General features: G+C 58.9%; 17 protein-coding genes and 1 tRNA gene. 4 read left to right on the plus strand and 14 right to left on the minus strand.

The genetic code is table 11. The features are described 5' to 3' along the window. Positions 1-24: 24 nt before the first annotated feature. Positions 25-1,272 carry a hypothetical protein gene (locus HYP802_RS0100755; protein WP_155831090.1) on the plus strand — a complete coding sequence of 416 codons (1,248 nt, stop codon included), beginning with the start codon at positions 25-27 and terminating at the stop codon, positions 1,270-1,272. On the opposite strand, the gene HYP802_RS0100760 is transcribed toward HYP802_RS0100755, so the two are convergent. From HYP802_RS0100760 to HYP802_RS0100815, 12 genes are all read right to left on the minus strand, one after another. Beyond that, positions 1,269-2,363, minus strand: coding sequence for a chemotaxis response regulator protein-glutamate methylesterase (locus HYP802_RS0100760; RefSeq protein ID WP_013950084.1), 1,095 nt, complete (start codon positions 2,361-2,363; stop codon positions 1,269-1,271). The two genes, HYP802_RS0100755 and HYP802_RS0100760, sit on opposite strands and share 4 nt — an antisense overlap. Next, positions 2,364-3,233 (minus strand): protein-glutamate O-methyltransferase CheR, encoded by an 870-nt coding sequence (locus tag HYP802_RS0100765; protein WP_024274949.1) that lies wholly within the window; start codon positions 3,231-3,233, stop codon positions 2,364-2,366. 21 nt (positions 3,234-3,254) lie between these two features. After that, a complete protein-coding gene (locus tag HYP802_RS0100770; RefSeq protein WP_013950086.1) occupies positions 3,255-3,740 on the minus strand; it encodes a chemotaxis protein CheW in 486 nt (161 codons plus the stop codon). Then, entirely contained in the window at positions 3,740-5,593 is a 1,854-nt protein-coding gene (locus tag HYP802_RS0100775; RefSeq protein ID WP_013950087.1) for a methyl-accepting chemotaxis protein, read from the minus strand. The genes HYP802_RS0100770 and HYP802_RS0100775 overlap by 1 nt, the downstream gene beginning before the upstream one ends. Positions 5,594-5,734: 141 nt before the next feature. Further along, on the minus strand, positions 5,735-6,211 hold the full coding sequence (locus HYP802_RS0100780; RefSeq protein ID WP_013950088.1) for a chemotaxis protein CheW: 477 nt from the start codon (positions 6,209-6,211) through the stop codon (positions 5,735-5,737). 34 nt (positions 6,212-6,245) lie between these two features. Further along, positions 6,246-8,222 carry a chemotaxis protein CheA gene (locus HYP802_RS0100785; protein ID WP_013950089.1) on the minus strand — a complete coding sequence of 659 codons (1,977 nt, stop codon included), beginning with the start codon at positions 8,220-8,222 and terminating at the stop codon, positions 6,246-6,248. Then, entirely contained in the window at positions 8,219-8,587 is a 369-nt protein-coding gene (locus HYP802_RS0100790; RefSeq protein WP_013950090.1) for a response regulator, read from the minus strand. The genes HYP802_RS0100785 and HYP802_RS0100790 overlap by 4 nt, the downstream gene beginning before the upstream one ends. Before the next feature lies 1 nt (position 8,588). Then, positions 8,589-8,951 carry a hypothetical protein gene (locus HYP802_RS0100795; protein WP_155831092.1) on the minus strand — a complete coding sequence of 121 codons (363 nt, stop codon included), beginning with the start codon at positions 8,949-8,951 and terminating at the stop codon, positions 8,589-8,591. Between the two features lie 699 nt (positions 8,952-9,650). After that, the gene (locus HYP802_RS0100800; protein ID WP_013950093.1) at positions 9,651-10,772 is read right to left on the minus strand and encodes an ABC-type transport auxiliary lipoprotein family protein; all 1,122 of its coding nucleotides are present in this window, start codon (positions 10,770-10,772) and stop codon (positions 9,651-9,653) included. Positions 10,773-10,781: 9 nt separating this feature from the next. Then, positions 10,782-11,573 (minus strand): ATP-binding cassette domain-containing protein, encoded by a 792-nt coding sequence (locus HYP802_RS0100805; RefSeq protein WP_013950094.1) that lies wholly within the window; start codon positions 11,571-11,573, stop codon positions 10,782-10,784. A gap of 5 nt (positions 11,574-11,578) precedes the next feature. Next, positions 11,579-12,751 carry an MlaE family lipid ABC transporter permease subunit gene (locus HYP802_RS0100810; protein WP_013950095.1) on the minus strand — a complete coding sequence of 391 codons (1,173 nt, stop codon included), beginning with the start codon at positions 12,749-12,751 and terminating at the stop codon, positions 11,579-11,581. 295 nt (positions 12,752-13,046) lie between these two features. Beyond that, positions 13,047-13,122 (minus strand) — tRNA-Ala (locus tag HYP802_RS0100815). 250 nt (positions 13,123-13,372) lie between these two features. On the opposite strand from HYP802_RS0100815, the gene HYP802_RS0100820 reads away from it, so the two are divergent. From HYP802_RS0100820 to folD, 3 genes are read left to right on the plus strand one after another with little or no spacing between them, the layout of a single operon-like run. Then, positions 13,373-13,663, plus strand: coding sequence for a YggT family protein (locus HYP802_RS0100820; RefSeq protein WP_013950096.1), 291 nt, complete (start codon positions 13,373-13,375; stop codon positions 13,661-13,663). Further along, positions 13,660-14,010 (plus strand): DUF167 family protein, encoded by a 351-nt coding sequence (locus tag HYP802_RS0100825; RefSeq protein ID WP_013950097.1) that lies wholly within the window; start codon positions 13,660-13,662, stop codon positions 14,008-14,010. The genes HYP802_RS0100820 and HYP802_RS0100825 overlap by 4 nt, the downstream gene beginning before the upstream one ends. Positions 14,011-14,033: 23 nt before the next feature. Beyond that, positions 14,034-14,918, plus strand: coding sequence for a bifunctional methylenetetrahydrofolate dehydrogenase/methenyltetrahydrofolate cyclohydrolase FolD (gene folD / locus HYP802_RS0100830; RefSeq protein ID WP_013950098.1), 885 nt, complete (start codon positions 14,034-14,036; stop codon positions 14,916-14,918). 69 nt (positions 14,919-14,987) lie between these two features. On the opposite strand, the gene HYP802_RS0100835 is transcribed toward folD, so the two are convergent. Then, on the minus strand, positions 14,988-15,191 hold the full coding sequence (locus tag HYP802_RS0100835) for a KTSC domain-containing protein (RefSeq protein WP_013950099.1): 204 nt from the start codon (positions 15,189-15,191) through the stop codon (positions 14,988-14,990). Positions 15,192-15,209: 18 nt separating this feature from the next. Beyond that, complete coding sequence (locus HYP802_RS0100840; protein ID WP_013950100.1) at positions 15,210-16,739, minus strand: YifB family Mg chelatase-like AAA ATPase; 1,530 nt, start codon at positions 16,737-16,739, stop codon at positions 15,210-15,212. Positions 16,740-16,771: the final 32 nt, after the last annotated feature.

Raw genomic sequence — 16,771 nt, forward strand, 5'->3', positions numbered from 1 at the left:
CAGTTTCACGCCTTTTCTCAGGAAATGCGGACCAGAATCGAGGTCGGCGGCACCGAACTCAATGACATCGATATGCGGCTCAACGGTCTGCTTGACCAGGTCCGCGCGGCGCTGAAGCTTGAATCTGGCCTCGCCGAAGAAGTCTCCGCGATGGTTCCGGCCGTTCCCAATCATTTGGCGGACGATGCGACCGCGATCCGGGTGCATCAAAAGCAGATCGCCGACATGACCGGTGAAGCCTCTGCGCTTGCGCAAAATATCCAGCTCAAGGTCGTCGATGCGCTATCGTCGCTTCAAATTGGAGATATATCGCGGCAGCGCATCGAGCACATTCAGAATGGGCTCAATCTCCTGACCGAAGCCGATTCTCGCTTGGCGCAAGACGGGCTCTCGGACGACACGAGAGAGCGATTTACCAAATTCATCTGCCGTCTGCTCGCCACGCAACTCGCGGATACGGCCCAGGACTTCGAGCGCGATTCCCGCGTGATGCTCGCCAACATGGCTGGAATGGCAGCCGATGCGCAATCTCTTTTGCGCCTCCAGCAAACGCAAAGCTCATCAGATAGCCATAACAATCTTCGATCTCTCGAGCGAAGCGTTGCTGACGCCGAAATCCTCGTCACAGATATGGAGCAAGCAGTCGCGGCGGCCAATGATGTCCGATCCGCGACGGCTCTCACGGTCGACGAGTTGCTGCGGCGGATCGATACGATTAAAAGCGTTCGCGAAGACGTGCAATTCATGGCGCTCAACACGACGGTCAGCTGCTCGCGGATGGGCGACGCGGGAAAGCCGCTCCAGGTCATTGCCATCGAGCTGCGCCTCTACGCCAAAAAGCTCGATTCCATTGCCGATGTGACGCTCGCGGCACTTCGTTCCCTCGGCGAGGATATGGCGCATTTGAATGCGGACCGCGCAGAGACTAGCCCGAAATCCAAGCTCGAATGCGCAGCCGCACGCTTGCGCGACGCTGCCGATCTTGCAGAGTCTCGGCTCGCGACAATCATGGGACAAGGAAAGGACGTTGTCGATTCGCTCTCGAAAGCCGAGACCGAGTTGAATTTCGATGCCGAACTCGGAAACGTTTTGTCGACTTCCGCGGCGTCACTTCAATCGCTTGCCGGTAAAGACGATATTGACGTCGCGGATATTCTTGATCCGCTGAAAAGCCTTCTCGATGCTATCGCTGCAACCTATACGATGGCGAGAGAGCGAGACGTACACGCACATTGTTTGCCCGACGCGGCCGTCTCGGCGCGTGCCGCTTAGCTGCGGCTTGCAGCTCGCAACACTTCGCTTGCGATCGCGTTCAGGGGCACCACCTTAGTGGCTGCCCCTCTTGCGATGGCCTCTTTTGGCATGCCGAAGACCACCGACGTCGCTTCGTCTTGGGCAATCGTGAAAGCGTTTGCGGCTTTCATTTCCTTAAGCCCGCGCGCACCATCGTCGCCCATGCCCGTCATGATGACGCCGACGGCATTGGAACCAGCCGATTGCGCGGCCGACCGAAACAGCACGTCGACCGACGGGCGATGGCGAGAGACCAGCGGGCCGCTCTTGACGGACACGAAATACCTCGCGCCCTGCCGTTCCAGCATCATATGTCTGTCGCCTGGCGCAATAAGGACGTGGCCGCGCAGCACGGCATCGCCGTCGACCGCTTCCTTCACTTCGACGGCGCAGAGTGAATTCAGGCGTTTGGCAAAGGCCGCAGTAAATTTCTCCGGCATGTGCTGCACAATGACGATGCCCGGCGCATTCGCGGGCATAGCCTCCAGGACGACGCGTAGCGATTCCGTTCCGCCGGTAGAGGCGCCCATACACACGACCATTTCGGTTGTTTTCGCCATAGCGCGGCCGGACGGTGGCGGAAGCATCGCGTCCGCCGTCAGCTTCTTTTCCGGTCCTCCCATGCTGACTTCCATCGCATCGCGCGGCCGTCGTCCGCCGACCCGAGCCAAAGCCGCGCTTTTGACCACTTCGCAAATTCTAAGCGAGCTTTCGGCGAGATGATCGGCAACGCCGATCCGCGGCTTCAAGATGATGTCGACGGCGCCTGCCTCCAACGCCTGCATCAGCGTTTCCGATCCTGCCTCCGTCAGCGAAGAGCACATGACGACCGGAACCGGCCGCTGCGCCATCAGCTTTCTGAGAAACGTAATGCCGTCCATACGCGGCATCTCGACATCAAGCGTGATGACGTCCGGGACCTCATCCTGGATACGACGTGCAGCGGCGATCGGGTCGGAGGCTGCGCCCATGACTTCGATGTCCGGGTCCGAGCTCAACACCGCCGTCAGGGTTTGGCGCACGCTTGCCGAGTCGTCGATAATCAGAACGCGTATCTTTTTATGAGGCATCTATCGCGTCTTCTGGAAAATGGTATTTGCGACCTGTTTGACCGGAAGTGAAAATCCGCCAATGGATTCGGAATGACCAATGAACAGATAGCCATTCGGCGCGAGACAATCGCAAAGCCGCGATAGAACGGCTTCCTGCACCTTTTTCTCGAAATAGATGAGCACATTTCGGCAGAAGATAACGTCGACCGGTGCGCCAATTGCGTAGCTATCGTCCATAAGGTTCAGCCGGGCGAAACCGATCTTCGATCGAAGCGAATGGTGGATGCGAACCTGCCGGTCGCCACGGACCGAACGCAGCACGTATTTCCGCGCCATGTCGGGGGGGACCGGATCCATCATCTCTTCGGGATAGATGCCACGAACCGCGGTCGACAGAACCTCGGTGCTTAGATCTGTCGCGAGGATCGAATATCCAAGCCGATAGCTCTGCCTGAAGTCTTCAAGGATCATCGCCAACGTGTAGGGTTCGGCGCCGGTCGAGCATGCCGCGCTCCAAACGCGAACCTCACCTTTGTCTCGGTGCATCATCGCGGGCAGAACATTTTCGACTAGGTAAGCGAAGTGGTTTGGTTCCCGAAAGAAATCGGTCTTGTTCGTCGTCGCGACGTCGATCAGATGAACGGCTTCGGACTCGATGCCATCTTCATCAAAAAGGAAGTGACAATAACTGTCGAGCGAGGCGTGGCCGGTGACGCGCAAGCGCCGCCGGAGCCGTCCCTCAAGCATCGTCACTTTGGTCGGCGGCATGCGGATGCCGCTATACCCATTGATGAAACGTGCCAAGCGATCGAAGTTGCGCTTGCTCAGGTTATCGCTGCGCAGCCGCGTATCTTGCCCGCGGTCGACGCTGAGGCCTTGAGAAGTCATACCAAAAGCTCCGTAGACCGGTTACGCAGCGGCCGCAGTTTGCGAAAGCACCGCCGACTCGGACGACGAGAACAGTTTTGGCAGGTCGACCAGCACGACGAAACCTTCGGGCCGCTGGACCACACCGGCGATGTAGTCCGAGCGCCAGCGAACGCCGATGTCCGGCGCCGCTTCGATCTGATTGCTGTGGAAGGGCGTTACTTCGAAGACCCGATCCGCCACAAGACCCAGGCACAGGACTCGCCCCGCAAGCGCCACATCCAAAACGAGGATGCGCGTGTGTGGCGTCGGCTCCGTCGGCGCCAGCCCGAGACGCTGGCGCAGATCTATAGTCGGTACGCCTTGGCCCCGAACGTCGGTGAGGCCAAGGAGATAGTCGGGACCGTGCGGAATCCTGAATGCCTTTCGGTAATCCAGGATCTCGCGCACTTCCCTAACGGGGACCGCGAAGACTTCGTCGGCCAAGCTAAACGTCACATATTGAGCTTCGGACCCAGCGCTGGTCATCACGCCGACTCCCGGAAATTTGCATCGTCGGCATCAGGGCCACCCGTGCTCAAGTCCAGGGCAAAGCCCTTCACACGCGACTGAAGTTCGGCAACGGTATTGCGGTGCGCGGACGAGGTCGCTTTCTTCTCAGCGGAAGCCCTGGCAAGCGCTTTCTGAGCGGCCGACGGCTTTGCCGATGTGATCCGCTTGACGGACGCCGAGCGGACGTTCGCAGACTCGGACGAGCGGTTCGAGTCGTCGGTCCGGAAGAACGCGATGCTCTGCTGAAGCTCCTCGGCCTGCGCCGCCAATTCTTCAGAGGTCGCCGACATTTCTTCCGAGGCACCGGCGTTCTGCTGCGTGACCTTATCGAGCTGCTGGATCGCCTCATTGATCTGCGAAGCACCGATATCCTGTTCACGGCACGCGGCGCTGATCTCAGCAACGAGTTCCGCCGTCTTACGGATATCCGGAACCAAGCGCGTCAGCATTTCGCCGGCTTCCTGCGCCGCTTTCACGGTGTCGCCGGACACCGCGCCGATCTCTGCGGCCGCAGTCTGGCTGCGTTCCGCGAGCTTGCGCACTTCGGATGCAACGACCGCGAAGCCCTTGCCGTGCTCGCCAGCGCGCGCGGCTTCGACCGCGGCGTTGAGAGCCAGAAGATCCGTCTGGCGGGCGATCTCCTGAACGATACCGATTTTTTCTGCAATCGTGCGCATCGCGTTGACTGCGCGGCTCACTGCGTCGCCGCTTGCTTCAGCATCTTTCGACGATTGACGCGCGATCTTCTCTGTCTGCGCAGCGTTATCAGCGTTCTGCTTAATGTTCGCCGCCATTTCTTCCATCGACGCCGATGCTTCTTCGGCGGCCGAAGCCTGTTCGGTTGCGCCCTGCGATACCTGCTCGGAGGCCGAAGATAGCTGCTGGCTGCCAGCCGATACGTTTCTCGAAGCCGCGACCGCATCCGATACGACGCCCCGCAGGCGCTCGACCATGCTTTCCAGGGCGTGACCCAGCGTGTCCTTGTCCGAAAGCGGCTTCGGCTGCACCGTGAGATCGCCACCTGCAATCTGATTGGCGATGTCGGCAGTCTCGCGAAGGTTCGAGGTCATGCGATTCATTGCATCGATGAGGTCTTTGATCTCGTCGTTGCTCTTTGCTTCAATTTGCTGGCCGAGATCGCCGATGGCGACGGCTTGAGCCAACGATACACCTTTCGAAAGGCCACGAGAAATATTGAGCGAAATCCAGATGGCCGCTGCGATTGAAACAACGATCAGAAGAATTGCGGCACTGATCAGAATGTTTCGCGACATCGCGTATTCGGCACTCGTCTCCTCATCGGTCGCTTTCATATTGGCGTCTGCCGCGTCTCGCACCCGGTCCGCTAAGGCGAGAAGTTCATTCTGCTTTTTTCGGGCATCCCCGATCGACAGGGCGCCAGCCTGCGCATTGGACTCGTTGGTGTTCAGCGTCGCAAGACGTATGACCTCGCGATTCTCTACAAGGTATTCATTATAGGATCGTCCCAAATCCGCCAGGATCGATTTCATCTCGTCGTTTGCGATCGACGTGATTTTCGGGAGCAGTACACTAACCTTATCTGCCGCATCTTCCGATTTTTTCTTGAACTCGGTTGTCAATGCGGGGTCATTGGTCATCGCAGCGTTCTTCTCGTTGCGAGACATCGTATTCAACGCGTTCTGGAGGTCGCCGATAAGCTGCGTCTCCTTCACGGGACCCGCAAGCATATCTGTGATCGCCGAGTTGAGAGAACTTAGATTGGCGATCGAAAGTCCCGCCATCACACAGGAGAGAATCGTCAGAACCGCGAACGTAGCGGCCAGCTTGGCCTTGATCGTGAATCGCATTGCGTTTGCCCTAAAATTTGGAAACCTTGTGGTTTCCAGCGCACTTCATGAACTGTTTGCGATAGCTTCGCCGCTGCTATCGAACGGAACTCGTCATGAGTCTCGCCGGCGCATCCATGCGCAGGGCCTTCAAAAAAACGCTCAAGCGACTGCTTTGAGCGATCCTCCTGTCGTTTCCGAATGGATCGAGAAAATATTCTGAAGATCAGGAAGCACGATAAACTCGCCTCCCTGCTTGACGACGCATTTCACATATTCGGATCGCCACCGCATGCCCACGCTCGGCGGCGGCTCGCTGCGGCAAAGATCAAGTGTCGTGACTTCGTTCACGCGGTCGGTCCGAAGTCCGATGAAGCTCGCGACTCCATCGATATCGAGTTCGATCACGACAGTACGACTGTCGATCGTCAGCGGTCCGGCTTCCATTCCGAATGCGACATGCAGATTCGCGAGGGGGATGACTTTGCCGCGGAAATTTATGACGCCGCCGACCAGCTTTGAAGCCGTCGGCACGATCGTCACGATCGGCATGTCCATGATCTCGCGGACAATGCTCGCCTCCAAGGCAAACGTCTCGTCTTGGAGATCGAACGTCAGTACTTCAATTTCTTGCGTCATAGCCGAATGCCTTCGTCGTTATGGTCGGACGTGCTCAACCGGCCTTGCGCAGCTGCGCCTCGGCCATTTGCCCAGTCGCCACCAGATGCGCGATATCGAGAATGAGCGCGACCGAGCCGTCGCCGAGGATCGTCGCGCCAGAAAACATCGCGACGTCTTCGTGCAGCTTCGACATGGCCTTGATCACGGTCTGATGGTCACCGATGATCTGGTCGACGACCAATCCGACGCGCTCGGCCCCAGTCGAAACGACCACGATTTTCTGGAATTGATCCGGCTGTGTTCCTGTCTGGAAAATTTCGCGAAGCCTGAGGAACGGAACGAGCGTATCGCGCAGCGAGATAAAGCTTCTGCCGCGCGAGCGCAAATCCTGCTCGACCGGCAATTCGAGACATTCCTCGACCGCGGATAGCGGAATGACATAGCGTCCCGTGCCGACTCGAACCAAAAGGCCGTCGATGATGGCAAGCGTCAACGGGATACGAAGCGAGATACGCGAGCCTACGCCCGGCTCGCTGCTGAGATCGATCGATCCGCGCAGCGCTTCCACCGTCCGCTTGACGACGTCCATACCAACTCCGCGGCCGGAGAGATTGGTGACAGCTTGCGCGGTCGAGAAGCCGGGTTGGAAGATCATTTGCAGCAGATCGTGATCACCAATGTGGGCACCCGGCATAATCAAGCCTTGCGCTTCCGCCTTGGCTCGAACACGCGCCCGGTCGATGCCGGCACCGTCGTCCGTGATGGAAATAATGACTTCGCCGCCTGCATGGCGCGCCGAGAGATTGATTTTACCTGCTTCCGGTTTTCCGGCCGCCTTGCGTTTTTCCGGCGTTTCGAGACCGTGATCGACGGAGTTTCTGACGAGATGCACGAGCGGGTCCGCCAGCCGCTCGATAACGGTCTTGTCTACTTCCGTTCCTTCGCCTTCGGTCGTCAGGTCGATCGTCTTGCCCGTCTCGCGTGCGAGATCATGCACGAGGCGACGGAAGCGGCCGAATAGGGTTCCGACGGGAACCATGCGAAGCACCATCATCGTATCGCGCAGCTCGTTGGAGAGCCGCTCGATGTCTTCGGAGACGGCGCGCAGATTAAGGTCCGGGCTGGCGGCGGCAATCTGGCTAAGACGCGATTGCGCGATGACGAGTTCACCGACACGATCCATGAGCTCGTCCAGCCGTTCAGCAGGAACGCGAACGCTTTCAGAGCTTTTGGCTGCCTGGCGCGTGTCGGCACCGGCCGACGGCCGCCGCTTATCCGTCTGCGACGCATCGGACGATGGTGCGGCATCGCTGGAAATTTCCAGCTGGACTGGTTCGCTGTCTTTCTCGGCTTCGACCTGACGAATATCGAGCTTCATGTCATCGATAATGAACATGAAGACGTCTTCTATATCCGTCCGCGGCTTATCGGTGAGAAGTTTGACGTTCCACGTGATGTAGCACTCGTTCGCAACCAGCGCGTCGAGAGCCGGGATTTCCGAAATATCAGCCGCAACGCTACACTCGCCGAGATCGCGCATTTCGGCCAGAAGCGCCAGCGGGTTGCAACCGTTGACCAACGCATTCGGCGGCAGCGAGAAATTAATCTCCCAAGACGTTTTCTCGGGTTCTTCCGGCGGCGGAGCATGTCCTGCCATCTTCACTTCCTGCTCCAGGCGGATGAGCAGTTCCTGGCCTGTCGCCTCGCTGGCTGTTTCGGCTCCTTCGAGCAAAGACCGCATGTGATCTTGCGCAGCCAGAACAACCGAGACGAGGTTCGCCGTTGCCGTGACCTCACCCTTGCGAACCTGATCGAAGGCCGATTCACAATGGTGCGTGAACGATGCAAGCACATCGAACCCGAACATGGCGCCGGAGCCCTTCAGAGTGTGAAGGCTACGAAAAACATCATCGACGAGCGCGCGATCACCGGGCTTCCTCGACAAATCGAGCAAGCCAAGCTCAATGCGATCCAAAAGCTCGTCCGCCTCGGCGCGAAATGTTGCAATTGCATCCGTATTCGAAGTCATTGCCCGAGAACCTTCTTGACGATCTTCAGAAGATTGTCGGCTTGAAAGGGCTTCGTCAGCCAGCCAGTGGCACCCGCGGACTTAGCCCGTTGTTTGAGCGCTGCGTCGGATTCCGTCGTGAGAAAGATGATCGGAACACCGCTGTGCGCCGGGATTTTGCGCAGCTCTTCGATCATCGTCAGCCCATCCATGACGGGCATGTTCAAGTCGGTGATGATGAGGTCGAACTTTCCAGCGTTGGCTTTCTTAATGCCGTCTGCCCCGTCGACCGCCTCGCTGACCTGATAACCGGCCCCTGTCAGCGCCACCTTGATCGCGACCCGGATACTTGATGAATCGTCTACCGTAAGAATTGACGCGGACATTTCAGGCTCCCTCGTGCAACCAGAACCGGCGATTTTCAGCCGACATTTCAGCGAGCAGTCCCGCTCGATCCATAAGGCTCAAAGCACGCCCGGATATCGGAGCGGCGAGCGATAATTGCTTGGAGGCGCCCTGCGCATAGAGCCGCGCGGCGACGATGAGTTGGATGCCGGCGATGTCGACGTCGGACTCTTCGGAGATAAGGAGGTCGAGTGATTCGCTATCGTTTATGGAGCTCAGAATTGCGTTTTTCGCATCGCCGATCGTCCGAATTGTCAACAGACCAGAAATATCCAGCGTCGAATTGCAATTTTCGCTCATTTCCCCTCGGAATGTTGCCGCCGCAAAACTCCGCCCCACTTTCATGACTTACTGAACGACAATAAGTCTGGGCCATTATATGTAGGCGAGGTGTTAATGATGGCCTAACACCAAAAATATCGGATTGTAACTAAAGACCAATATCGCGTCCCAAAAAAGCCGTCGGCGGATTCGATGGCCAATTATCATCAATATTCCAAATTCGGCTGGCCTGTTTTCATGGCAATAATGGAAATATTTTTTCCTTGCGAGGTCGGTCCGGATTCGGTCCCGCTCAGCCGTCGCAATTTAGAGCAATACGGTTACTCAGTATACGTATCACACAGCCCTATTGTCCGTAAATCGCGATAAATTGGCCTTTCCCCCTTACATCTCTGTGCTTATGAGGTGGTCAACGGAAGAAGGCCCAGGGACTGCCCATCTTATAGAGATGGGGATTCCAGCGATCTCTGTTGGATTCAGTGGACGCAATCAACAACGAACAATCGGGCAGACAGTATTTCCCATCAATGGCCGCGGCCCTGTGCGGAATAGGCGATCCGCGGTTGGCTGAATGCGGTGCTTGGCATTGCCGCGATACTGAATTTTCGAAATCGCCATAGTGCTCAATTGTGAGCGCTATAACGTCGTAAGTTCGCATAATTCTTGTCGCCGATTCCGGTCGCACTCGGATCAGATGGCAGTCGAGCGGCGTCGAATAAATCTCATTAGCTCAGGTGCGCGAATGAAGTCGAGCTGCTGCGCTCAGGCGACGCTGCAGGCCCAGACGACAAGTTCAGACGCGACCTTGTCGAACGCTTGATTGAGTGCAGCCGATATTCCAGCCTGATCGGTGATCGTTGCAGGCACGCTCGCTTTAAATATGCGTGCGCCGAGAATCTGTCCGTTTTTGCCGACGATCTTTGCTGAGAATGCTATCTCGGCAGACGGCGTGTCCGAGGCCACGATCTCGAAATTACGCAAATCCAAGATGAGTTGATAATCGACATCAAGCGTGTCCGGCTGGCGTCCAAGGACTTTCAGGTACCCGGCATTTTCAAAGCTTTGAACGATGCGCGATTGCACAACCCGGCTTAGCGTATCCGGCCACTTGGCGGCGATGGCGTTCGAACGCTCGCCCGCAGGCGTCATGATCGCGACCTGATCGTTGAAGACACTGCCGACGATATCGGGTTCCGGCACCACGAGCTGGCCCTCAGGAATCTTGCCGAGGCCTGGAAATTTCTTGGGAGCTTCGAGATCGACAATAGGAGCGTCCGCTTTCTTGCCGCCGCCCGTCATCCGCTCCAATCCAGCAAGGATACCATCGACCTTGTCGGAATTCTTCGCGAGCGCTGCTGAGAACGTGTTGATGTTCGCGACCAGGGATTTGAAGGGTTCGCGATTTTCATCAATGACGGCGCCGATCTGGTGCAGGATATCGCGCGCTGATTCCGTGAGACTTTGCGTGTCCTTCGGATCTACGGCAAGGAGCGGCGGCTGACTTCCGGTCGATGTGACGGGGGGTGCATCGGGTGCGCCGCCGCGCAATGCCAGGACGGGCGAGCTGGTGAGGCCTTGAAATTCTATACCAACCTTCGTGTCGGAACGAACGGGCGTCGTACTCTCAACGGAGATCAGAGCCGTGACCTGCTTGGGATGGTCGGCTGCCAACTCGAGCGCGACGACTTCGCCGACGCGGATACCATTGAAGAGAACCGCCGAACCTCTGAGAAGTCCGGAGACCGGCGTCTCGAAACGTGCGCGGTAAAGCGCCTGCTGGGCCAAGCCGCCTGCGTGGTTGAGCCAATAGACAAATACAAACGCCGCCGCGACAGTCGCGAGGGTGAAGAGTCCGATCAGCGTGTATCGCGCGCGAATTTCCATAACGGCGTCTCAACCAGATGACTGTTGGCGTGAAGATTCCAGCATGCGTCCGCGTTGGCCACGGAAGTACGATTTAACCCAAGGGTGCTCACTCGCGAGCATTGCCGAGAGTGGACCGTCGGCGACGATCTTGCCATCCGCCAATACGGCGATGCGATCGCACACAGTGTGTAAGCTGTTGAGGTCATGCGTGATCATGAACACGGTCAGGCCAAGGGTCTGCTGCAGCGTTCGGATCAACGAGTCGAAATCACCTGCCGATATGGGGTCGAGACCTGACGTCGGTTCGTCGAGAAAAACGACCTCGGGATCGAGTGCAAGCGCGCGAGCCATGGCGACGCGTTTCGTCATGCCGCCCGAGAGCTCCGACGGCAGCTTGTTGGCGTCGAGCCGGGACAGTCCGACCATCGCGAGCTTGGTTGCCGCGATCTCGTCGAGTAAATGCTCTGGCAAGTGCAGGAACTCGCGCATCGGAAACTGCACGTTTTGTATTACGGTGAGCGACGAATACAGCGCGCCGTTTTGAAAGAGGATGCCGCATCGCCGCTGCAGCGCACGGTGGGTCTCATCGTCGACGCGGTCAACATCATGTCCGAAAACTTCGATTGATCCCGACTGTTTCGGCAACAGGCCGATAATGGTGCGCAATAGGACGGATTTGCCGCTGCCTGAGCCGCCGACGAGGCCGAGAATTTCCCCGGGACGGACGTCGAGAGACAGATGATCCAGGACCATTCGGTCGCGGAACCCGACGGCCAGGTCACGAACGCTGATGACAGGTGCTTTGCTCGGAGAGGCCATTCTCGTCACATTCCGATCGATGCAAAAAAGACAGCGAACAGACCGTCGAGGACGATGACGAGAAAGATCGAGGTCACAACCGATGCCGTCGTCCGAAGCCCAAGGGATTCGGCGCTCCCTCCAACCTTCAGGCCTTCCGTACACGCAACGATGCCGATCACGAACGCCATGAACGGCGCTTTGATCATGCCGACCTTGAAGTGCGTCATCGAGATCGCTTCCTTCAAGCGGGCGACATAAATTTCGGGGCTCATTCCGCCATAGAGCCACGCGACAAGCTCGCCACCGTAAAGGGCCGACATCGAACCGATGAAGGTCAGCAGCGGGAGCGCGATGACGAGCGCGACAATGCGAGGAAGAATGAGCACGTCGACCGGATCGAAGCCCATGGTTCGGAGCGCGTCGATTTCCTCGCGCATCTTCATCGAGCCGAGTTCGGCAGTGTAAGAGCTGCCAGATCTCCCCGCCACCATGATAGCGACGATGAGAACGCCGATTTCGCGAAGAACAAGAATGCCGACCATATCGACGACATAGTCGTCGGCGCCAAACTTTCTGAAATGAAAGAAGCCCTGCTGGGCAATGATGCTGCCGATCAAAAAGGTAATCAGAAAAATGATCGGGATCGCCTGCCAGCCGACGCGATCGAGCTGATGGACCGTCGATGTGAAGCGAAACGTTGAAGGCTTCAGGATCGCCCGAAAGGCCGCAGCGCAGACTGCACCGATCATGTTGAGCAGAAGAACGAAGCCCCGGCCATAGTTGGCCATCCCTTGGCCGATGGCAGCGAGGCCCGTAAATTCCTTGCGCGGCTGTGAGGGAACCTTATCGGCAAGTTCGGCCGCCTGCTCCACGGCCCGGAACAGTCCAGCATATTGTTCCGGCAGCGCCGAGATCTTGAGTTTGCCGCCACGCGCGCTGAGTTCACGCTGAAGGCGCGAAATTTCCCATGCGCCGTAGGTATCGATCCGCTCGATACCGCTCATATCCAGCGTCACGTTCCCCAGAGAGGGGCGGGCGAGAACCGCGCTGATTGAGCCATCCAGGCTGGCCGCATTCGGCGCCGTCCATTGGTCGGATGCCGCGAGTATGGTGATCTGGTCCGCGGTGCTTACAGTCAACAGATGCACGGAAGATGCGCCGTCGACCACTCCCTCGTCCGCTTTTTCATCAACCATGCGAAGCTATCTGTAGTCCGGGTTTTTCGAATGCGTTCGGCGATTGCCATTTTGGTGGCAGCCTTGGCGTATCGAAGGCAACATAAAAATCTCATCGCCGAGCCCGTTGATACGGGTCAATTCGTAGGATTCGCGTGGCGCTTGAATTGTGCAGAGACCTGCGCGCCTTTTTCGCGAACGGCGAAAACAAAGCGCAAGTTCTTAATATGGCTGCCGCGATGGCCGGGCGAGGGGGAGTGCAACGCTGATGTCGAGGACGATAAAGTGCTAAATAGTTCAGCGGTTCCAAAGCATTTGGTGGAGCCGAGGGGAATCGAACCCCTGACCTCTGCAGTGCGATTGCAGCGCTCTCCCATCTGAGCTACGGCCCCGGATGCGCGGCATTTAGGGTTCGCCCTGAGTAGTTGTCAAGAAATCCGCTCCGCTTGTCAGCACCTAGGGCGCGGGGCGGCGGACGGTCGTTTGCGCGGAGGCTGCGACAATCGCGCTAGACTTGGGGTGCCCTGATAACCCCATTTGCGGTTCGGGCGCGAAAGTCTGGACACAAGTCGGGCCAAAGGCTTGCAGGGGGCAGGGTGTCGGGGCTACATGGCGCAACGATACCAAATTGCGGGACGGCGAATGCTCGAGCTTCTGGGCTTTATCAACTATCTCATCACGCTTTATACCTACGTCGTTATCGCCGTGGTGATCGTCAGCTGGCTCATGGCATTCGGGGTGGTTAACCCCTACAATCCGATCGTGCGGTCGATCTGGCAGGCGCTCAACGCCGTGACGGAGCCACTGCTCGCCCCCATTCGCAATGCGATGCCGAACATGGGCGGGCTCGATATCTCGCCGGTGATCTTGCTGCTCGCCTGTTATTTCATCCAGACCGTCGTGCTGCCGAACATCGCCAAGGCCGTGGTGTGACGGCGGCGTCCGGCGGCGCGCAGTCGGCTGAGGGGGCTTGGCGGCACGATACCGCGTGCGTCATTGCGCGCTTCCGCTTAACGCCAAAATCCAGCAAAGAGGCGGTTGACGGGATTGTCGAAACCCCCGACGGTCCGGCCTTTCAGGCGCGCGTGCGCGCAATTCCCGAGGATGGAGCAGCGAACCGGGCTCTTGAAGAGCTCGTGGCCCGATGGCTGGGCGTGGCGAAGCAGTCTGTTTCGCTCGCCAAGGGCGGGAAATCGCGGCTCAAATCCTTGCGGATATCCGGCGATCCGGACGAACTCGACAGACGATTGCAGGACCGGATAGGCGAATTCAAAAAATAGGAAAACGAGGAGGAACGAGAGGAATGTCAGCCCAGGTCATCGATGGAAAAGAGATTGCGGCGAAGGTCCGCGCCGAGGTGGCGGCGGAAGTCGCGCGGCTTCAGAAAGAACATGGGCTGAAACCTGGCCTCGCGGTCGTGCTCGTTGGCGAAGACCCGGCGAGTAAGGTCTATGTCGCCAACAAGGCGAAGCAGACCGTCGAAGTCGGCATGAACTCGTGGGAGCACCGGCTCCCCGCCGAAACGAGCGAAGCGGACGTGCTGGCGATGGTCGAGAAGCTGAACAACGACCCGGCCTGCCACGGCATTCTGGTGCAGCTGCCGCTGCCCAAGCACATCAACGCCGAAAAGGTTCTGAACCTCATCAACCCGGACAAGGACGTTGATGGCTTCCATCCGGTCAACGTCGGCCGTCTTTGGGTCGGCGAGCGGGCGCTGGTCCCGTGCACGCCGACGGGTTCGGTGATCCTGGCCAAGACGGTGCATCAGAGCCTGTCAGGCATGAATGCCGTCGTAATCGGGCGTTCCAACATCGTTGGTAAGCCGGTAGCGGCGCTGCTGCTACGCGAGAATTGCACCGTGACGATCGCGCATTCACGAACGAAGGATATCGAGAGCGTCGTCAGAGGTGCCGACCTTGTGATTGCTGCCGTCGGCATTCCCGAGATGGTCAAGGGAAGCTGGATCAAGCCCGGCGCGACGATCATCGACGTCGGCATCAATCGCGTGCCCTCGGAAGGCGGCAAGACCAAGATAGTCGGCGACGTGGCCTACGCAGAATGTGCGCAGGTTGCGGGCGCGATCACGCCGGTGCCGGGCGGCGTCGGACCGATGACCATTGCGTGTCTGCTCCGCAATGCGGCGCAGGCGGCAGCAATGCAAGCGGGCGTCAAGTCGGTGTTCGGCTGAGATCAGCGAAACGGCGAGCTGTGAATGTTTTGTTCGTCCGGGGCCTTCGGGTCCCGGATTTTTTTGGACCTAATGGCGTTCGCTTTCGTAGTGGTCGCGGATATGGGTGTTGAAATATTCGCCCGCTGACGATGCCGTGACGAGAGCATCGAAAACGTGGTCCGGGACGCCGAAATAGGTGTAGCGCCGGTCCGTCCGGAAGGTGACATCGAGTGTTCGTGCCTCCGGATCGTAATCGGCGGACTTGATGACCGAGGAGCGCGGAAATTCCATATGCTGCTCCCACTTCGCCTATGCGGCGCGGGCCTGGCGCAGGGTTTCGCCACGGTAGCTTAAGGCCTCCGCGACGTGAGCGCGGGCGACATGTTCTGAACCTTCGAGATCGGCGATGGTTCGCGCGACTTTCAACGTGCGGTGGAAGCCCCGCGCGGAGAGGCCGAGCGTTTCAGCGGCGCGCCGGAGAAGGGCGACGCCGGCCTCATCGGGCATCGCGGTTTGTTCGAGCAGCGCGGCGGAGCAATCGGCATTGGTGCGGACGCCTCTGGCACCCAGCGCCGCAAAACGTGTGAGCTGACGGCCGCGCGCGGCGGCAACGCGGGCGCGAACTTCTGTGCTGCCTTCAGAGGGCGCGGGCAAGACCAGATCAGCCGCGGAGATTGCCGGTACTTCGATTTGCAGATCGATGCGATCGAGCAGCGGGCCGGAGACGCGGGCTTGATAATCGGCAGCGCAGCGGGGTCCGCGCCGGCATGGCTCGCCGGGATTGCCACCTCCACATTTACACGGGTTCATCGCGGCGATGAGCTGGATTCGCGAGGGATATGAAATCCGGTGGTTTGCTCGGGCAATGACGGTTTCGCCGGCTTCCAACGGCTGGCGCAATGCGTCGAGCACGTTGGGCTGGAATTCCGGCAGCTCGTCGAGAAACAGCACACCGTGGTGCGCGAGCGAGACTTCTCCGGGGCGTGGGCGCGAGCCGCCGCCGACCAGCGACGCCATGCTGGCGGAATGATGCGGCGCGCGGAATGGACGCTCGACTGTCAACTTGCCGCCCATCAGTTCACCGGCGAGCGAATGCACCATCGAGACCTCAAGGATCTCTTCAGGTTGTAGCGGCGGCAATATTGACGGCAGGCGCGACGCCAACATCGATTTGCCGGAGCCCGGCGGGCCGATCAGAAGGAGATTGTGATTTCCGGCCGCCGCAATTTCGAGAGCCCTTTTGGCGGTCTCCTGGCCTTTGATATCGCGAAGGTCGGCGGCGTAATTCTGGACAGGGAGAACGTTCGGCTTTGGCCGCGACAGGGTCTGCATGCCTTTGAAGTGATTGACGAGCGATAGCAAATGCGGGGCTGCTAGAATGTCGATCTCTTCGCTGGCCCAAGCGGCTTCCGGCCCGGTGGCGGCCGGACAGATCAGACCCTTGCCGAGCGCATTGGCGCCAATGGCAGCCGGTAGAGTGCCCGGCACGGCGCGGATGGAGCCGTCCAGCGCCAGCTCGCCGATGGCGGCATAGTTCGCTATGGCGTCGGGCGCGATCGCCTCCATGGCCGACATCATCGCGAGTACGATCGGCAGGTCGAAGTGACTGCCCTCCTTCGGCAGGTCGGCAGGCGCGAGATTGACGGTGATGTGCTTGAAAGGGAGGCCGAGGCCTACAGCGTGAAGGGCGTTCCTGACCCGCTCCCGGCTTTCGGCCACGGCTTTGTCGGGGAGCCCGACGATCGCGAAGGCCGCTGCGCCGGGCGTGACCCGAACTTGCACCTCAACCGGGCGTGCCTCGATGCCAATGAACGCGAGTGTTGAGATCTGGCCGTACATGCCTGCCCCCGAAAACCCCTCGTTTCCAGGTA

Source organism: Hyphomicrobium sp. 802 (genome assembly GCF_000526135.1).
In the GTDB taxonomy this organism is placed as follows: Bacteria; Pseudomonadota; Alphaproteobacteria; order Rhizobiales; family Hyphomicrobiaceae; genus Hyphomicrobium_B.